This is a genomic window from Teredinibacter turnerae T7901, assembly GCF_000023025.1.
GTDB lineage: Bacteria > Pseudomonadota > Gammaproteobacteria > Pseudomonadales > Cellvibrionaceae > Teredinibacter > Teredinibacter turnerae_B.
Window position 1 is genome coordinate 2,365,970 of the sequence record NC_012997.1, and the last position, 19,653, is coordinate 2,385,622.

8 protein-coding genes are annotated in these 19,653 nt (G+C 51.6%); 6 read left to right on the plus strand and 2 right to left on the minus strand.

What is annotated here, in order from left to right:
* Positions 1-10: 10 nt before the first annotated feature.
* Positions 11-1,138 (plus strand): ABC transporter permease, encoded by a 1,128-nt coding sequence (locus TERTU_RS09915; protein ID WP_015820913.1) that lies wholly within the window; start codon positions 11-13, stop codon positions 1,136-1,138.
* 292 nt (positions 1,139-1,430) lie between these two features.
* Here the strand turns inward: TERTU_RS09915 and TERTU_RS09920 are convergent, their stop codons facing one another.
* Positions 1,431-11,117, minus strand: a complete 9,687-nt coding sequence (locus TERTU_RS09920; protein ID WP_015820282.1) for a cadherin-like domain-containing protein — start codon at positions 11,115-11,117, stop codon at positions 1,431-1,433.
* Positions 11,118-11,417: 300 nt separating this feature from the next.
* Positions 11,418-12,341, minus strand: a complete 924-nt coding sequence (locus tag TERTU_RS09925; protein ID WP_015820291.1) for a LysR family transcriptional regulator — start codon at positions 12,339-12,341, stop codon at positions 11,418-11,420.
* 343 nt (positions 12,342-12,684) lie between these two features.
* On the opposite strand from TERTU_RS09925, the gene TERTU_RS09930 reads away from it, so the two are divergent.
* The 5 genes from TERTU_RS09930 (at position 12,685) to TERTU_RS09950 (ending at position 19,633) form a co-directional block, all read left to right on the plus strand.
* Positions 12,685-13,683, plus strand: coding sequence for an alpha/beta hydrolase (locus tag TERTU_RS09930; RefSeq protein ID WP_041590184.1), 999 nt, complete (start codon positions 12,685-12,687; stop codon positions 13,681-13,683).
* Positions 13,684-13,915: 232 nt separating this feature from the next.
* Positions 13,916-14,314: a (R)-mandelonitrile lyase gene (locus tag TERTU_RS09935; RefSeq protein WP_015818369.1), complete on the plus strand. Its 399-nt coding sequence runs from the start codon at positions 13,916-13,918 to the stop codon at positions 14,312-14,314.
* A 513-nt stretch (positions 14,315-14,827) separates the two neighbouring features.
* On the plus strand, positions 14,828-15,841 hold the full coding sequence (locus TERTU_RS09940; RefSeq protein WP_015818045.1) for an acyltransferase family protein: 1,014 nt from the start codon (positions 14,828-14,830) through the stop codon (positions 15,839-15,841).
* Positions 15,842-16,518: 677 nt separating this feature from the next.
* Positions 16,519-17,643 carry a ligand-gated ion channel gene (locus TERTU_RS09945; protein ID WP_015820623.1) on the plus strand — a complete coding sequence of 375 codons (1,125 nt, stop codon included), beginning with the start codon at positions 16,519-16,521 and terminating at the stop codon, positions 17,641-17,643.
* 79 nt (positions 17,644-17,722) lie between these two features.
* Positions 17,723-19,633: an SLC13 family permease gene (locus TERTU_RS09950; RefSeq protein WP_015820723.1), complete on the plus strand. Its 1,911-nt coding sequence runs from the start codon at positions 17,723-17,725 to the stop codon at positions 19,631-19,633.
* Positions 19,634-19,653 lie beyond the last annotated feature (20 nt).

The following is a 19,653-nucleotide window of genomic DNA, read 5'->3' on the forward strand; positions in this document are numbered from 1 at the left end:
GTTGAGCACTGTGAGTAGTTTGTCGCGTATCTGGGCTATCATGGCCAAAGAGCTGATCCAAATGCGGCGTGACCGCATGACATTTGCGATGATGATCGGTTTTCCTATCATTCAGCTGGTATTGTTTGGGTTTGCCATTAACACCGATCCAAAGTATTTGCCTGCCGCAATCTATGCCGAAGAAAACACGCCGATTGTGCGCACGTTGCTCGCGGGGTTTGAGCAGTCCCATTACTATAATTTTGCAACGCAAATCACGAATCAGGAAGACGCTGAAAAACTGCTTGCACAAGGCAAGGTCGCGTTTGTAATTCATATCCCCATTGGTTTTACCCGCAAGTTGATACGCAACGAACGACCACAGTTATTGATCGAAGCCGATGCGTCAGACCCGGCCGCCGCTTCCAACGCCATCGGCCGTGCGAACGAGATTGTTAGTCGGGCTTTAGCCAAAGAACTCACCGGGAGTCTCGCTTATTTAAAATCGCAAGAGGCTCCGGTGGACGTCGTGGTTCACCGGAAATATAACCCGGAAGGAATTACCCAATACAATATTGTTCCAGGTCTTTTGGGCGTAATTTTGACGATGACTTCGGTTATGATCACCTCAATGGCGATGACCCGGGAGAGCGAAAAAGGCAATCTCGAAAATATACTGGCTATGCCGTCCCGCGCGCACGAAGTCATGCTTGGTAAAATATCCCCTTATGTGCTGGTCGGGATTGGACAAACGGCGATTATTTTACTCGCTGCAAAATACCTTTTTGGTGTGCCGTTTGTTGGGAGCTTGACCTTACTGTTGTTCGGCGTGTTGGTGTTTATTCTGGCGAATTTATGTTTGGGTTTTACCTTCTCTACGGTGGCGAAAACCCAAATGCAGGCCATGCAACTTACCTTTTTCTTTTTTCTACCGTCTATTTTGCTCTCTGGTTTTATGTTTCCATTTCGCGGGATGCCGGTTTGGGCCCAAGTAATTGGCGAAGGTCTTCCGCTAACGCATTTTTTGCGGATAGTTCGCGGCGTCATGTTAAAAGGCAGCGCGATGACGGATGTAGCGAACGAATTTGTCGCGGTGGGCGTGTTTATTGTCATAGTCGGATGCATGGCAGTGCTACGCTACCGGCGTACGCTGGACTAAAATGGAGCGAATTTCCTGGCACACAAAGCAGGTCGAATAGCGTATAGCTTATGGCGTTAAAGCAAGTGTAATAAGCAGGTTCATCGACCTGATATCACCTTTATTTGAGTAAGCGCGTTATCTGCAATTGTGCAGAGCTGTCAATATTCAGGGACGAAAAGGTGCAACCGCTAACAATCTGTTGCACCTCTGGTAATCACTTGAAGCCTGTTTTCACTGAACTTAGCCGTGTTACTGGCAGTTCACTCGTGCGCGCAGTCATGCCCGAGTAATTCGCTACTCGAAGAAATAGTCACGGGCAAATTTCGTTTGTGTCTTCTGCGAGTTTTAATTCCACGCGTCGGTTTTGCGCGCGGCCCGCTGCGGTGGAATTGTCTGCTACAGGTTCGGCTTCGCCGTATCCCCGGGCGCTCAACCGTTCGTTATCAACCCCCGCTGCAACAAAAAACTGTTGAACCGCCAGCGCGCGTGCTTCGGACAGCGCCAGGTTATCCTCGGCTTTGCCGACTGCATCTGTGTGGGCGCGAATGCTGATGGCCAGGCGGGGATAGCGCTGTAATGCATCCACGGCATTTTGCAGCGTATGTTGTGCGGCTTCGGTGAGCTGAGCGGAGGCCGTTGCGAAGGTAACGCCTTCCAAGGTGCCGCTAAACAGCGCGCAATCGTCTTTGGAAATGACCACGTACTCCTTTGCAGGCTCCGCTGGGATTGCAGGTTTCGCCTCGGGTATTTCGGCAACCACTTTTAACGGCGCTGTGGTTTCATTGCGTCGCACAGCTTTACCAAACCGGTAGCTTAACCCTGCGTTAATAAAATCCACATTGTGGTTATCGAAGCCGAAACGTTCCCAACCCAATGCTGCCGCCCAACGCGGTGTCACATCCATATTGAGCACGAGTCCAACAAAGCCGTCGGTGCCTTTTTGATAATTGGTGCCGACTACGGTGTTGTTGTTCGCTGGTTGCTGGGTCGTGTAATCCCCGTGCCAGCGGAATATGCCGGCTCGAGCGCCGAGCTGAACTTTCTCGCTGAGCGGCAGCAGGTACATCCCCGCCAAAAAGGCTCCTTCGCCCGATTCCGGATGGAGTTTTTCGATGGTGTTATAAAACTCGCTAGGATTTTGATAGCTGCCCTGTATGTCGATTTTAAATTCGCCCAAATCCAGATAGCCGAGTTCCGCCGACCAGCGAGGTGTAAACCGATAACCCAACGCCATGCTATACCCGGTATCGGAATCATCGAAATCGGTGACTTGCGCGTTCAGTCCAGCTTTTGCGAATCGCTTATTCAGGCTGCCATCGTTTGTGTCGCTGCGGCTATTGCCAATACGGCCCTGCAGGTACCAGCGATAAAACGCGTCGTTTGCCTTTTCTGCACGTGCGGGCGGGGTAAAGGTAAAACCTGTAACAACAACACAGAGGGCTAGTAGCAGCATCGGAGCGTGTTGTCGTGTCTGAGCTCGCGGACTCAATGGTTGTCGCAGCAGCAGTTGTCGCCATAGCAACAGCAACGCGAGCAGGCTCAGCAGCGCAGCAGAGTAGCTACCGCCGCCACCCTCGGTGCGCAAGTTAGTATCGATGGTTTGCACTGGCGGTTCTCCCGAATTGGAAAGTGCGGTAACCCTAACGGTAATAACACCAACGGCGGTGCCGCCATTGCCGTCGCTTACCGAATAAGTGATTACTGCATCGCCGACATAGCCCTCTGGCGGTTGATAACGCAAGCTGCCATCCGGGTTAATCGTGACGTCACCAATATTGACGCTGGCTGCGATGGTGGTGAGCGGGTCGCCGTCATCATCGTGAATCAGTGCGTCCAAAGGCAGATTAATGACGCTGTCTTGCGGCATTTCTGTATTGGAGTTTTCCGCCAAAGGCGCACTGTTGGCGGCACTAAGAATGGCTACGCCACCCGGGTCGAACACCCGGCCATTTGCCAAGCCGTCATCGTCATTCGGGCCGCCGTCGCGAATTGTCAGCTGCACGCACCAGTGCCCGGGCGTGAGCCCCGGCTGCCATCCGGCACCACCTGGTGGTGGGCAGAAGCCTTGTTCGCCTTCGGTGCTGGAGACCAGGTCCTCGTCAGTTTCCACAAAAAATCCCCAGCGGTTGTTGCTGAATTTGCGGAATACCGCGTTTTCAGGAATTGGCAGCCGTTGCGGAATCACGATTTGATACAGCAAGCCGGGTTGCGGCAGTCCGTAGGCGATATAGTCGAAAATGCCGCTTGGATATTGTGCTTCCGTGTCGACAGGCAGGTCGTTTAATTCAAATTGATAGTCGGCATCGTGTAGCTGAGCGCCCCCGGTTTGTCCGGCGACGGTGAATACCCCTTTGCGCAGGCACACGCCTGGGTCGCCCTCAATCTGATAGGCATCCTGCTCCGTCACCTGTTCGAGCAGCACATTGCACTCGGGTCGGGAATCCAAATAATCCGGTACGCCGTCGTTGTCGCTGTCGGCCAAACCTTCAATACTATCGGGAATCAAATCGCCATCGCTGTCCTGGTCGGCAGGCAATTGCGGCAGGTCTTCGACAATATCCAGGTAAGCCCGCGCGGTGTCACTCATGGGCGGGCTGCCGTTGTCCGTCACTTCCACCTCAATAATCACCAGCCCGGTCGCCAGGCTTGCTGGCTCTAGCGTAAACGTCGTTTCCTCGGAATCCTGGTCGGTTGCTTCGCCGCGAACTACGCGCCAGGTAAAACTGTGACTGTCGCCGCTGTTAGCATCGCTGTAATTGGCAGTGAGTACTGCGCTGCCGTCAGTGCGGCTGATGAGCAAGCGCTTGTCGCCATTCTGTTGCGCCGCAATTTCCACTACCGGGGCAATATTGCCTTCGCTGATGGTCAGTGTGTGGCTGAATTTGTTGCCTCGGTTAAGTGTTGGTGCCAGTGAAATTATCAGCGTTTCGCCGGAGTCCTCTATCGCGTCTGCAATGGTATTCAACATTATCGAAGCTTCCGTGCCGGATGTAATAACCAGGCTACCGCTTTGCAGATCGTGATCGGCATTACTCGCGGTGCCAGCAAGCGTGAAGGGAATTTCGAGCGGGTAATCTGGTGCCAGCCCGTTGAGGTAAACCCCAACACGCGCACTTTGGCCTTCCAGCACTATCTGGTCCTTGCGGATGGAGATTAGCGGGTTAACCCGCACCAGTTGCATTTCCACACGGCGATTTCCGTTCGCGTCCACGGTTTCCCAGAACGCGCGATTGACCCCCGGCTCGAAGAACGGTTGGCCGTCAACGAGCGACACAGGAAGTGGGTTGCCAAAGCGGTCTTCCGCACTGGCAACACCCAGATTAACTTTGGTGTAAAGCGCGTTGGCATCCACTGCGAGATCGTCAGGTACCGTCAGGCTCGGCGATTCCGCCGTACCGGGGACGGTGACAATAATAGAGGCTTCTGCAAAACCGCCTTTGCCATCGCTGACTTTATAGCGAATTTCTGCAGTGCCGCTAAACAGCGCATCTGGCGTAAACACCAGTCGGTTGTCGACAATTTCGACCAGGCCGTAGTCGCTCACGGCGGACAAAATTACTAGCGGGTCGCCGTCGGGATCAGCAGAGGCTGCGATCACATCGATTACCTGTGGCTCGTCATCCTGTACGGTGATATCCATATCCTGTGCAACCGGTGGTTTGTTGGGGCTGACCGGGGTTGGTGACGGTGAAGGTGTTGCTGAAGGAACTGGCGTCACAGTTGGCGTAGCGGACGGCACCGGCGTAGCTGTTGGTGACGGTGTTGTGGTAGGCGTAGGTGTCGCAGATGGCACGACTGACGGCACAGGTGTAACTGTTGGCGTCGGCGTGGCCGAGGGCACCGGAGTCGCGGTTGGGGACGGTGTTACTGTTGGTGCAGGCGTCACTGTTGGTACCGGCGTGGCAGTCGGCGCTGGCGTAGCGGTTGGTATTGGCGTTGTGGTCGGCGTTGCCGAAGGAGAGGGCGAAGGTACGGGAGTCGGTGTCGGTGTAGCTGCGGGTGCGATAGCGATATTCACAGCCGCATTTGTTGCCGCGTACGCAAGGCCGTCGGTTCCGTTCCATTGAAAGGTATCCATGCCACTGACGCCACTGCCAGGTGTATAAACCAGGTTCGCAATGTCGCTGCGCTCGATTTCGTCATTCACGTTAACCGGGCTGCTGCTCAGGGTAAGCGTGCCCTGGCCAGGCAAGCTTTCCACGCGGATTTTTTGTAGCAAATTACTGCTGTTAAGCGGTGTAAATGCGTTGTCGAAGTCGCCGACGTTAAAGCTTAGCGGTGTGTCCTGGTCTGTATTGAGATCAATGGCGGAGACTTGTGAGTTTCCGCTGAGCACACCGTAACCGTTGTGGTCCGTGTACTGTTCACCCGCAAGTAAAGTGACCGCGTTGTTGTTGTCGCCCACGAGCTGCACCCACGAAGGGTTTAGATCGCCAGTGTTTGCAACTACCTGAATTAACCAGTCACCAGCGGGAACGATAGTGCTGAATACACCATCGGCATTGGTAAATACGCGGTAGCAAAGGCTGTCGTAAGCGTTATTGCAATCGCCACCGGTTTGGTAAATATGTACTGTAACGGCGGCTTGCGGGGCATCTTCGCCTGCGACAAAACTTTCGCCAGTGGCTGTGGTGCGGTGGAACACGGTGCCGCTAATACGGGCTTCGTTGTCGGCCAATACAGTGACATCGTCACTGGTTGTCGACAGCGGGTCGAAGGCTTGTAGTCCTATTCCGACCGGCGCATTTATTTGCAGGTTATTTTGGTAAACGCCCGCACCGGTGCTCGGGGCGATATCGGCATCGAAGTCAATCTGCAGGCTACCATTGGCTGGCACGGTAAGGTTGTTCCAGACAGGTTCGATAGCGTCGCTGTCACCCACATCAAAGTCGGGTTCAATGGCAATTCCGCCCACCAGTGCACTGCCTGTTCTATAGCTGAAACCCCCAGGCAATTGATCGCGCAGACTGATGCCGGTGACTGGGCTGCTGAGGCTGTTGTGCAGTGTAATGGTGTAACTGGCAATTTCACCTGCCGATTTCAGCGGCGTGCTGGTAGCTTTGGCGGCAGATAAGCCACCAATCGAGATCATAGCATCGGCACTGGCGTTATTCGCATTGGCGGCGCTAATGACAGCTGTCGCTGTGAGTGCGCCGGTCGTACCATCTGGCATGGCGAGAACCTGCAAACTGCCGGTGTCACCCGGTTGAAGAGTGCCGAGATCCCAGCTGATACTGCCGTTTGCGCCTGTGCTTGGGGCACTGCTCGCGCCGGGGCTCGCTGCGTAATATAAAAGACCGGCGGGCAGTTGGTGTTGAAGCGTGGTACCAATGGATTCAGCGGTGCCTGTGTGTTGGTAGCCAATAGTAAACACAATGCCGCCGATGACCGAGTCGCCGTCACTCGCGCTAACCGGCTGGTTTAACAACAGCGTTTGGCTGGAAACTGCGAGAACACGGTAAATATTGCCGCCAATCAATACCGACTGCCCCAAACTGAAGTGTTGAGGATTATCGACCTCGATCTGCGTGCTGCTGGCATCAGCCGTCAACGTCGCAGTGGGGTAGGCGCTGGAACCAGCAACCCGGTGACTCAGCTGCAACTGCGGCGTTGCGGTGACGGTGCTGGTTACGCTGTCTGCTGTAGCTAGTGCATTGCTGGCGGTTACCGAGGCAGTATTGGTAATGTGTGTATCACCACTGGCGAGTTCCTGGTTGATGCGCGCATCAAAGGTAAACACCGCCGAGGCGCCTGCAGAGAGTGTACTCAGCGAGTAGATCACCTGATTGTTCACCGCATCGAAACTCACGGTGCCACTGGCTGCGCTGGTATTACCCGCAAATTGGGTGTAATCGGCGATGGGGTCAATGATCACCAGCTCGGTCGCAGCGACAGAACCCGAATTGGTTACGGTAAGTGTGTAGGTCAGCGTCTCGCCGGGCGCAAGGCCACTGGTGGCGCTCGCGACCTTGCTTAAGCTGAGCTGAGGGTTGCCGCTTAAATTTACCGATACGCTATTGCTGGTGATTGCAGCAACGCTGGTTGCGCTGGCTTCCAGGTCGTCATCAATTGTGGTCACACCCGCACTGAGGCCGTTGGTACCGGCGAGCAATGAGTAGCTATAGGTTTGAGAGGCACCTGCAGAAAGCGAGGGAATAGTCCAACTCAGGGTACCGCTGGTATTGATACAACCGCCGGTACAGTTTTGATAGGTAAAGTAGCTGGCAAGCGGAAGCACATTGCTGACGGTTACGTTATTTGCGGAGGCGGTGCCAATGTTGACGACGGTGAATGTGTAAGTAACTGTGTCACCCGGAACGACGCGTGTGGTGTCTGCGACCAGGTTAACCGCCAGTTTCGGCGCGCTCACCGTGCCTGCACCCACAACAGCAATATCGGCAGTGGCCGTTTGCTCTGTGGTTTGGTCGCTGGAAATTGCAGCGCTATTGCTCAGTGTCTCGCCATCGCTGGAACCTGCTGGCGCGGCGCCACGCACATGCACGGTGCCGCTCTGAGTCGCGCCAATATTGCCCAGGTTAAAGTTGTGGCTGTCGCCGTTGTTACAGCTGCTCCAATTTAGGTTGTCGGTCGAGAACTCACAGTTAGTGAAGCCCGAGGGCAGGGTATTGACCAGTTGTGTGTTAGTGGCATCAACCGACCCGGTGTTGGCGTAGTCGAGCGTGTAGGTGACGGTTTCGGTGCTGGTTTCTGCGACCTGACCGACGCTCGGCACAATGCTTAAAATCAGGTTAGCCGGTGGTGTAACACAAAAGCTGGCACCGGAAATGGCGGGCGTGGTGCCACTTGAAATACCGTTAGTGACGGTGCCGCCATACTGGAATTCCACATCCAGAGTTTGCGAATTGTGATTCGATTGCGCCTCGAATACCCACAATAAGCGGTGATCTTTGTTTAAGGTGCCGCTGGTGGGCACGCTCACCTCAAGCAACCCTTTGGTGCTGCCATTAAATGAATCCAGTTGCTGCCCGAGCTGGGTGAGCGCACCGCTGGTGGAGTCGTAGTCGTACACCGTTGAACGCAAATTCATTGCCGGGCCATTGGCGCGATCAATGTAAATTCGCGTTTCGATATTGCCACTAAACGGCACGTCGCTTTGCGTTGCCGGGTCCTGATAAAAGCGCACGGCTTCCACATAGCCGCCGGAATTATTGGGGGCGGTAATTAACACAGTGCTGCCGGTATCGGCTACCGTGGGTACGGGGCTTAACACGGATAGTTTTTCTGCGCCGTCGAAGCCTACGTCGCCGCTGGTATCGCTAAAGTAATAGTCATTACAGGCACTGCCAGATACGCCCAGGCTGGTGCTGGTTGTTACAGTGGTTCCACCGGTCCAGTCCAGCGCTGCGCTGTTAATTGCCGGGTTGGGTGCGGTAAATGGTGACGCGACCTCTGCGATAACGGTGACGCTGTTGCTCGTACCCGCAGTAACGGTGCCCAGGCTCCAGGTCACATTGCCAGCGCTTTCACTGCAACCATCGCTACAGCTTAAAAAACTGAGCCCGCTGGGCAGGGTGTCGGTAATCACCACATCCTCAGCGCTTTGCCCGCCGTAGTTGTTGTAGGCAATGGTGAATGTCACCGGGTCGCCCGGTACCGCTTGAATGACGGATGCGGTTTTTAGCAGGCTAAAGTCTGCGGGGCTGAGCGGCAGGGTGCCACCGGTGACAGAAATTGTGATTGCCGCTGATGATTGCACGGCGTTATTGGCGGAATCCGCAGCGTTAAGTTCGCCCTGTTGGGTGAGAAAAGCGCTCGGCCAGCTGCTATCCACCACCACTGAGAAGCTCACCGACCCAGTGCCACCGGCGGCGATATCGCCAAGCTGCCAGGTCACAACGCCAGCACTTTCGGCGCAGCTTAGGCCACCACTACAGCTTGTATAAGTGCTGTTGGTTTGGATTTGGGTAGTAACACTTGCATCGACCAGGCCCAGGTTCGAGTCGTTGCTGTAGATGAAAGTAAATGTCACCAAATCACTACTGTTCGCTGCAATAGTCCACACATCTGCCGTCGCTGACAGGCTCGCATGGGCGGCATCCACGGCGATACTTACCGGGCTGGCCTCTAACACGCCAAAGCTGGTGACTGCACTGGCCGAGTCGTTGTAATTGCCCACCGTTGCGCTGGCCTGTGCGTGGAAGCTAATGCTGGCGCTATCGCCCGGGGTAAGCTCGATGGGGCTAGAAAGATTCCATGTAAGCAGCTGGCCCGCGACAATTGGCTCACTGGTCGTGCTCCCGCTGGTGGACGCCGCCTGGTAACTGAAGCCTGCGGGCAGTCGATTGCTGAAGCTGGCGAGGGAGATCCCGGTAGCGTTAGCGGCGGGGTTGCTCACAGTAACGCTAAATTCTACGTCGTCACCGGCGCCAACTTCGTGGGTGTTGACACTTAACTGTATTGTTGGCGCAATACCGCAGGCATTAATTGCGGTGCCGACCAGGGCGAGTTGGTTGCCCGTTACGCTAGGGTTGCCGTACCAGTTTTCCACTGCGCTTGGAGACTGTGCTGGCGTGTGTATCGGGAACAGTGCCTGTTGTCCGCTGATCCAGTTGCCGTCGATGTAAATACGGTTATCACTGTCACCGGAGAGATAGGAGAAGGTACGGTTGTCCATGCCGGACGGCGTCATGTCGTCGTCTACCAGGCTGTTATCATCCACCGCCTGCGCCGCGACAAGGTACTGGCCCTTGGCCAGGCTGGTGGCATCCCAGCTGGCTTGCCAGGTATTAATGCTGCCACTCGCGAGGGTTGCAGTCGTACCGGTGTGGACCCAGGTGCTGCCGGAGTCCGCCGCTGTGGCTTCGCCATCGCCGTTGGCGTCGTACCAGTAGTAAAAATCCACGGCTTTTACCGACGGGGTAACCACACCATTCTGCAGCGCCAGCGTGTCTTTTACCTGCGCGCTAAGGTTGTATGAGCCAGGACAACTGGCCGGAGGTGTTACTTTAATTTCTGCAATAATCGGCTGTTCGTAGGCAGACGTTTTATTAAATGAAATATAGTCGCCAAACGGCGCGCGCACGCCTGAGTCTGCCAGCCATTCTTTGCCCACGGCGCAGTCTTTTTGCAGCGGATTGTTCAAGCTGTTTGCGGTACAAAACAACATGGCGATGGGGGTAGTGCGGCTCAGGCTTGGGCCCCCTTGTCCACTCGCATCCAGCATCGCGATAGGGATTTGGTAATCAACAAAATACTCGGTACACGAATTTTTGCTGACCAGCGTTGCGCGCGTTGTGCCGTAGTCCCATTCCGTTTCGCTACTGCCGTTCGGCCAGCTTTCAGTCGGAGTGAGGCTGCCCTGAAAATTCAACAGCTTGTTAGTCGCGCCGACGAATCCAGTGGGGTTGTGGGCGATTAGGTGGACATTGGGGTCGTTGAGATAGTCCAGCGATTGACTCGCGCTTTCGCCCCAAATGCCGGCCAATCTGTCTACCGACTCCGATGGGCTTCCGGAGGAGCCGTCCAGGTGTGCGGCCAGCATGCGGTAGCCGCTGCCTGCCACGTCAAAAAACACAGTCCACAGTGCGGAAGACCATGGGTTGCTGCTGGAAAAGTTGCCTGCGTTAGGCCCTGTGGCATACGTGTGTGCGCTGCTTTCCACGCGCCAGCGAAACATCAGCACATCGTCTGTTTCGGTAGCGCCTTGATGCAGGTAGTAATACACACTTGGCAGCGATTTATCCACGCAGGAGGAGGCTACGTTCACATAGCTTTGCGGTGAGGTACCACCGTTTGAAGGGTCCTGGTTGCGTGCATCCGCGATCTCGTTTTGAAATCGCGTATAGGGTTGCCACTGGCCGCAATTCTCGCCGCAATCCTGTGGGTTGGCGGGTTCTGTTGGCCAGTTCACCGGGGGGAAATGAATCGCACCGCCCGCACCATTTTCCCAGGTGGGTGGGTAGGTATCTGCATTGACTGTGGAAAAGGACGAAATAACAAGAAAGCTCGCAACACACGCACGAAACAAGCGGCCCATCAAGCAAAAACTCCAAATGAGTAGATTTATTCCGTGAGGATAGTCGAGCGTGAGAAACGCTATTGGGCTGCGTGTTAGATTATTTTTTCATGGCAACGACGGTTTACAGCTTTGATTCAAGCGCTTTTCGCGCCAACTGATAATAGATGTTGATGTGGTGTTTTATTATCGACGTTGTCTGGCGTGAATGGGGCCTGTTCGTAAAACGGTTTCGCCAGCCAACTACGGATAGGAAAGCAAAATTATTTGCCGATAACTTCCTGAAGATTGCTTCTGCTTTTTTAACTTCGCGCGGTACCGCTAAGCGTCCAGCGTCGGGACGTATTTCAACCGGTCGATCACCAGGCGGAAAGCGGAACTGAGATTGCGGCGGCCTGAGTAGCAAAGTACATAGCCGTCAAACGGTGGGCACCAGTCGGCTAACACTCGCCGCAGTGATCCATTTTCAATACCGTCGATAACTTCTGGTTCAGTAACAAACGCGATACCGTGGCCTGCTTTGGCAGCTTCTATGGCGATACCACTTTCGCTAAAAATAAAAGGGCCAGTGATTTTTTTAACCAGTACCTGCCCGGCCTTTTCAAACTCCCAATCGTACACTGGTGCCTGCGCATGAAATCTCAGCGCCAGGCAGTCGTGTTGTTCTAAATCGTCCGGGTGCTCGGGGGTACCATGCTGCTGGAAATAATGCGGTGCTGCCACCGCCGCCAACCGAATGGGAGGACCGATAGGGACTGCAATCATATCTGGGCTGACAAACTCTTTCAGCCGTACACCTGCATCGAAGCGGTTTTCCGCAAGGTCGGTCAAGCGGCTCTCTAAATTCAACTCAATTTGGATTTCAGGATAGTCGCGCACAACGGCGGAGAGCTTTGGCCAGAGTAGGGTGCGTAGCGCGGGTTTGCTGGTGGATATGCGCACCAGTCCGCGCGGCGCATCGCCGAGGAGCCGTAACTCTTCGATACGCGCATTGATCATACCCAGTCCGGGGCGCAGTGCAGCCAGGAGTTTTTCTCCTGCATCTGTCGTAGAAACACGGCGGGATGTTCGGTTCAACAGTTTTATACCGACACTGGCCTCCAGCCGGCGCACCCCATGGCTTACCGCCGATTGCGAGAGCTCCAGTTGGGTCGCTGCCCGAGTAAAACTTTGCAGCTCGGCAACCACCATAAATAGTGCCAGATCACTTAAATCTTCGCGCATGTTTTGTCTCTCTACCTGCATGTTTTATTTCTTTAGGAGTTAGCCCGGCGAACAGCAGGTTGATTGTACGCCTGATGCATCTAAAACCATGAATAAATCGAGGCGTTAAGTGCTGATTATGCAGTGTAGTGCACTTAGGGGCACTCTATCCATGCGTTACATTCATAGATGCAATGAGCGTTAGCCGGTTGTTCGCAATGCGTCAGGCGCATACTGTAAAGCCATAGCGGCGAACCTGCCGAACGCAAAGGGGTAGACCCCAACGGAGGATTGCTCAGTGAAGCAACACAGAAAAATACGTGGGCTAGGAAAATATGCATTCAGTCGCCGCCAATTTTTATGGTTAACAGGAGGATTTTTAGCAATGAACAACTTACCGGCCGGTGCCAAAACTCAAAATTTTGCGGGCCTGACAAATGCGTGGGATAAAACGTTTGCAAAGAGCGATAAAGTTGAACATCAAAAGGTGACCTTTACAAACCGATACGGCATTACCTTGGTGGGTGATCTGTACCTGCCCAAAACCGTTGAGAAAAAGATGGCGGCTATCGTTGTTAGTGGGCCTTTTGGGGCGGTGAAAGAGCAAGCCTCGGGGTTATATGCGCAAACGCTTGCCGAGCAGGGCTTTATAACACTGGCGTTTGATCCTTCCTACACCGGAGAAAGCGGTGGTGAGCCGCGACACGTGGCTTCTCCTGATATCAATACCGAGGACTTTAGTGCGGCGGTTGACTATCTTGGTCTGTTGGAAAACGCAGACCGCAAGCGTATCGGCATTCTGGGAATTTGTGGCTGGGGAGGGATGGCATTAAGTGCGGCAGCGGCGGACAAGCGTATAAAAGCGGTAGCGACGTCCACTATGTACGACATGACTCGTGTAATGGCAAAAGGCTACAACGACAGTATGACCCTCGATGATCGCACCAAAACTCTGGAGCAATTAAGTCTGCAACGATGGACTGACGCGGAGCGCGGGCAACCGGAGTTAGGTCCTGTTTCTCTCGAGCTAAAAGGTGGTGAGCCGCAATTTGTCGTGGAATATGCTGGCTACTATAAATCCAGGGAGCGTGGTTTCCATTCGAGATCAATTAACTCCAACGGCGCCTGGACGATCACAAACTCGTTATCGTTTATGAACATGCCTTTACTCACCTATATTGCTGAAATTTCACCGCGCCCGGTGTTATTCATTCATGGTGAACAAGCCCACTCCCGCTACTTTAGCGAAACAGCGTATCAACAAGCGGCCCAGCCGAAAGAGCTGCTTATTGTGGAGGGCGCAAATCACGTTGATCTCTACGACCAAGTGGAGAAAATTCCCTTTGCCAAGCTAAGTGAGTTTTTCCGGGCAAACCTTGCGTAATAGTATTGCGCGTCTGCCCAGTTTCCCTAAACGGCTGTAAAGCTTATTAACTTGGCAATGAATATTGCGAAGTTAATAGGCGCTGCATGGATGCACCGCCATTGCCCGAAGGCCAATGTAAGTCCTTGAAGTATTAGAAATATTCACCCATTTATGGCAGTACTTCAAGGGCGCGCGATTAAGTAGGTAGGACCATCTATTTAATCGCCGGGCTAATACTAAGGAGCATCATTTGATTATTTGTAAAAACGGTTCGCTGGCCTCGATTGTCGGTCCGTCCGAGACATTTACTGGTGCGGTTCGCATCGACCCAATCCAGCTGGAGCCACAGCATCCTTCGCGGGTAACTGCAGCCTTAGTCACATTTGAGCCAGGAGCAAGAACGCACTGGCATACCCACCCATTGGGACAGTTGCTTATCGTCACTGCTGGAAGAGGCTGGACGCAGTGCGAGAATAGTGAGCGTAAAGAAATTAACGCGGGCGATACTATTTGGTGCCCGCCTGGCCATAAACACTGGCATGGCGCAACTGGAGAAAGTGCATTAAGCCACATCGCTGTTACCGAAATGTTGGACGGGGTAAATGTGACTTGGATGGAGGCCGTGACGGATAGTGAGTACTTTGGTTGAAGCGAAATAACAGCAAAAGGCAATTACTAAAAGGTTGTGATAGTTGGTCGGATATTTGCTGTATTCGAGTTTGGTAGGTGTATGGGGAGGCGGCTATCGTGTGGTTCCGACCTTCTTTGGTGTTTGCTAAAGGTGAAACAGCCTCAAAGTCTTCATTGCTTTGCGCGTTTGTCGAATTGGAGGTTTTCCTTTTGTTCTCCTGTGAACGCTATAACGGCGTTTTTACACTGGATATTGTGAATATTACATGGCAAACGCCCAGATGTTGCGGTAATTTCAATTTTTCGGTAGCGGCTATAGCGATAGAGGTGATCAGAAAATAGGTTTAGTCGCAACCAAAACGTCTCGTTTGGGCACCCATATGCCGTTGCGGGCGACTAAATATTATGCACCCACCACGGAATGGTGCAGTAGCCTTCGAAGCGTGCGCTTGCGCTTACAATCAATGCGGAGCTTTGTTAGGCGGACCAACACGGTATTTCAAAAGTTAACATTAAAATTATGGAGAAGATTGTGCGCGACAATAGTATTGACATAATGCGATTTATTGGCCTGGCAGCCATTATATTAGCGCATGTGGGCCCGCCCGAATTACTGTACCAGTTGCGAAATTTTGATGTGCCGTTAATGGTTTTGGTCTCGGGTATGGCGTTCGGGTTAAGTTACAAACCTGGTACCCGCTATTCTCACTATCTTTGGAAAAGACTGTTTAGACTCGTCGTGCCGGTTTGGGTTTTTTTAACGGGTTATTTTTTTGCGCTGTTGATATTTAACCCGTCACATCCAGACCTGGATGTGAATACTACCGTTAACTCCTACCTTTTAAACGGCGGCATTGGCTACGTATGGATTATACGGGTATTTTTACTTGTTGCCTTGGTCTCACCGTTTATTTACATATGGCACAAGGCCCAGCCTTCCAACTTCGTGTATTTTATTACTCTTGCGTTCGTATTCATGATTTATGAAGTTGTTCGCTATTTTACGTTGCCCTACATTCAGCATGACGTGGGAAACAAAATTTCACTCGTAACTCACTTTATCGTTCCTTATGGAGTTATCTTTGCCATAGGCTTGAGAATGCCCCAGCTTAACGAAAAGCAAATTACTCATTTTGTGGTCTTATCCTTGGCTACATTTGTTTCTCTCGCGCTTGGGCTTTATGTGATGGAAGGGGTATTTGTGCCAACCCAGGAGATGAAGTACCCCCCGGCGTTGTACTATGTCTCATATGCCTTGTTTGTCTCTTGCCTGTTATGGATGCTTAGAGAGCAAATCGAGCTATTGATTGACAAGCTTAAATTGAAAACGTTTGTGCTGTTCTGTGCGCAAAACTCTATTTGGATATACCTTTGGCATATTCCACTTGTAAAGAATCTTCATGGCAATTTCGCAGTAAAATATTTAATTGCCTTTTCTGTTGCAACTATGGCGGCCTTTATCCAAATCTGGTTGTTAAACAAGTTGCTCGAAAAAATTCAGAGTGCGGCATTAAGGAAAAACTTTAGAGCAGTTTTTAGTGGATAAGCCAATATTGTATTCACATTACCATCGCGGAGTTGGGCATTGTTCGCTGCAGATACCACTTAGACCACTACAACTTGGATGCGATTACGACTGGTTTAAGAAATTCTTGTATCAGGGCCTGTTAACACTAATTCAATTGGCTCTGCTGGAGCCTGTATTTTCAGGATGAAAGGCATTTTTGGCGTTGTTTAGCGGGCTAAACGAGCGAAAAATAACGCATCAGCCTGGAAATACAGGCCCAGCCCTGCGGGTTGCGGCTAAAATTCCGCTCTCAGCGTTGTTTATCGCTCATTTGGAACAACCTGCACTCCAAACGTCGGGGTGCCGCATCACTCGATAGCGAAATTTTAGCCGCAACAGAATGAATCGAATTAGTGTTAACAGGCCCTAGCATTATATGGAAAAATCTGCATCGGCGAAGTCTGAGTTGTCATGGATTTGCTCCGGTATCCGGCTGTTCTATGTATGGCCGCCTATAGCGCTTAGTGGGGTGTCCTTTGTTCGTTCGATTGGCTGTTGTGGTGCAGTGGGCGGCCCATAGTTCGCCTAATAAAAGCTTGTTATCTCCTTATAAACATATTTCATTTCGCAGTTCACAGATAAAACTTCAAGATGTAGGCTCAAAATCAAGGCGTTGATGCGGCTTTAGTCAATCGCGCTAACCAAGGGTCGACACGATGAAGCTCTGGGCTACCTCCATTGGCGTTACTTGCCTTCTCGTTGTTACTTTAGTGCTGCAATGGCACGAAATGGATAAGTACGACATAAATAAAGCGCAACAGCTGACGAATATGACGGAGGTCACTCGCTATCTTGAGGATAATCACAGCGATTTGATGGCTGACCCGGCGGGGGAGAGAATAATTACGGGCTTGTTTATTCAGTCTCTCAAGTTCTTCGATTCCAGTGAGGTTAATATCACCGGTTATATCTGGCAACACTTTCCGCTGGCACGATATGCGGGAATACCCGACTCGGAGATAAGCGCAGATTTCATCCTGCCGGAGCAGGTGAACTCTGGCAGTGATATAAGCCCGACATTAACTTATAGAGAAAAGTCAAATTACGGCGAAGTATTGGGTTGGTACTTCGAGGCGACCTTAAAGCAGGGATTCGATTACTCTCACTACCCGTTCGATCATAAAACAGTCTGGATGCGACTTTGGCCTAAAGCCTTTTCCAAAAACGTTGTTCTGGTACCCGATTTTTCAGCGTATAAATCTACCTCCATGGATGCCATTTTCGGCATTGAGCAAGGTATTGTTCTAGGTGCCTGGACGCGCGCCAATACCTATTTTAATTACCAGACGAGCAGCTACGATACTAATTTCGGAATCCCCAACTATGTCGGTCAAACGGATTTCCCGGAATTGTATTACAACTTCGTGATCAAGAGGCGTTTCGACAACGCATTTACCGTACACTTGCTCCCCTTGTTTCTTGTTGCCGTGTTGCTTTTCGCAGCATTGTTAACGACTAGCGAAGAGCATGAAAAAAGTGGGCTTTTGGGATTTAATATTTCGGGATTTCTTGGCATGTGTTCGGCGTTGTTCTTTGTGGTGCTTATCGCACATATTCAATTACGTGAACAGTTCGCTGGCGCAGGGGTAGTCTATCTTGAATATTATTACATTGTTATGTACGTGGTTCTCGTTGCCAGTACGGTAAATACCTATTTGTTTGCCATCCGCCCTAGAGCAATAGAGAAATGGATAACATATAAAGATAATATTATTCCTAAAGTGTGTTACTGGCCTTCCATTATGATCGCGTTGAACCTCATAACGCTCTTCTTTTTGTAGTTCCGTACATTGGCAATTCTGGATAAAACAAGGCAAACAGCCTTTCAAAATCGTGTAACTCGAGCTGTTGGAGGCCGTTTTGGGTAGTGATGTGCGCGTCGCTGGTGACGAGACTGTTTATGGTTTTTCTGCGAGTCAAGATGGGTCGAGCAGGGTGTGTCAATTTTTATTGGATTGCCCGCTGTTTGCTGCAAGTACCCTTGAGGACAAAGCGCGCAGCGTTGGACTGGCGTACATCAAAGAGCTTAAATCGGGCGAAGTCCTGTTTCACAAAGGAGACCGTGCGAAAACCCTGTTTTATTTATTGGATGGTCGTCTGGCGTTAGAAGGCGAGCCGGATAAAGACACCTTGGGTGCGGGTTTTTACGGTGAAGAGTCGGTGATGGGTATGCCGACCTATATAGCAGGACTAGTGGCAAGTAGGGCTTGCACAGTACTCGTTATGCCACGCGCGTTTATTGCACTTCACAGTCGATATGCCCAGTTCTACCAAGGAATTGTAGACCATTTTCATCGCCAGCTATCTGGAGAGCTCGTCATAAGCGAACCTTCCGGCTCACTTGCCTTGGCCCGTGTTGATAACGGCATGCTAGTGGGTTGGGCGCTGTCGCTTTGTATTCCGTTGGCCGTCTTTCTGGGGTTGCACTCACTAAAATCAGAGGGGCTGCTGGATCTTTCCGACAATGGTATCACTTATAGCGCCATCTTAGGCACCTGCGCGGTTATGTGGATGTTTCGGCTATTGCCGGATTATATAACCGGTTTGTTTTCCATTCTCAGCGCTGTATTGATGGGCATTGCTGCGCCTGAAACCGCCTTTAGCGGTTTTTCGAGCGACAGTTTTTTTTTAGCGATGGGCATCCTGGGGCTGAGTGTGGTTATTAAAAGTTCCGGCCTGAGCTACAGGCTGTTCATCGCACTCCTGCGTATTGGGCCTGCGCGCAAGTTCTGGTACAACTTAAGCTTTTTCACCGTAGGCGGGTTGCTAACGCCATTTATTCCAACCACTAACGGTCGCGTAACACTAGTCGCGAATCTTCTGCCTGAAATACTCACGGGCGTGCCAGAGAAAATTCGCCGTGCTGAAGGGCCTAGACTAAAAATGAATTTACTACATGGAGCCTCGTTGCTCTCTCCATTTTTTGTTAGTAGTAAATCGGTCAACTTTATTGTTCTAGGTATGCTGCCACTGCAGGTTCAAGAGTCTTTTCAGTGGGTGAGTTGGTTTATTGCCGGGAGTGCGGTGTGTGGGGTTATGCTTGCACTGTATCTACTGCTTAATCTCGTGATGTTTCGCAATCGCGTGAGTTTTGTGGTACCTAAATCTATCGTTCGCTCGCAACAGCAGCTACTTGGGCGACTGACCGGGCAGGAGTGGTCGGGTCTGCTTGGCTTGGCAGTATTGTTGTTTGGCTTGATGTTTTCTTCTTTGCACAAGTTGGATATTGCTTGGGTTGCCATGGCTATATTGTTTTATCTGATGATGTTTGGCTTCCTGGGACAAAAGCAGTTTAGGGCGTCTATCGATTGGAGCTTTCTTGTTTTTCTCGGTTCTTTGATCGGTATGGTCAATGTAATCCGTGAGACAGGCATTCATCTTTGGTTAAGTGATCAGCTTAATTTTCTAGTTGTGCTTATGGATAGCTCACCAGGAATTTTTGTGGTGGTTTTGGCAATAAGTATTGCCCTAGTGCGAATAGTGCTGCCTATTAATGCAACTGTGATCGTTTTTGCGACACTGTTGATTCCCTTGGCGTCAAATGTAAGTTTGAACCCGTGGATAATCGGCTTTCTGATTTTACTTTTTTCAGAAAGCTTTATTTTACCTTATCAAGCGTCTTACTACTCCTTGTTCTTGGAGTTGACTTCTTCTGTCGAAGTCGGATCGCAGAAAAAAATATTCGTGTTCCACTGTGCAATTTGGCTAATTAAACTAAGCGCTGTTTATGCGAGTATTCCTTTTTGGGTTCACCTAGGGTTGCTGGCGTGAAAGTGTTTTTGCATAGGGGG

Bases quoted from the DNA above. Each gene is read 5' to 3' on its own strand.
- TERTU_RS09945 (WP_015820623.1), top strand. From the start codon at position 16,519: ATGAAGCTCTGGGCTACCTCCATTGGCGTTACTTGCCTTCTCGTTGTT.
- TERTU_RS09925 (WP_015820291.1), bottom strand. From the start codon at position 12,341: ATGCAGGTAGAGAGACAAAACATGCGCGAAGATTTAAGTGATCTGGCA.
- TERTU_RS09920 (WP_015820282.1), bottom strand. From the start codon at position 11,117: ATGGGCCGCTTGTTTCGTGCGTGTGTTGCGAGCTTTCTTGTTATTTCG.
- TERTU_RS09930 (WP_041590184.1), top strand. From the start codon at position 12,685: ATGAACAACTTACCGGCCGGTGCCAAAACTCAAAATTTTGCGGGCCTG.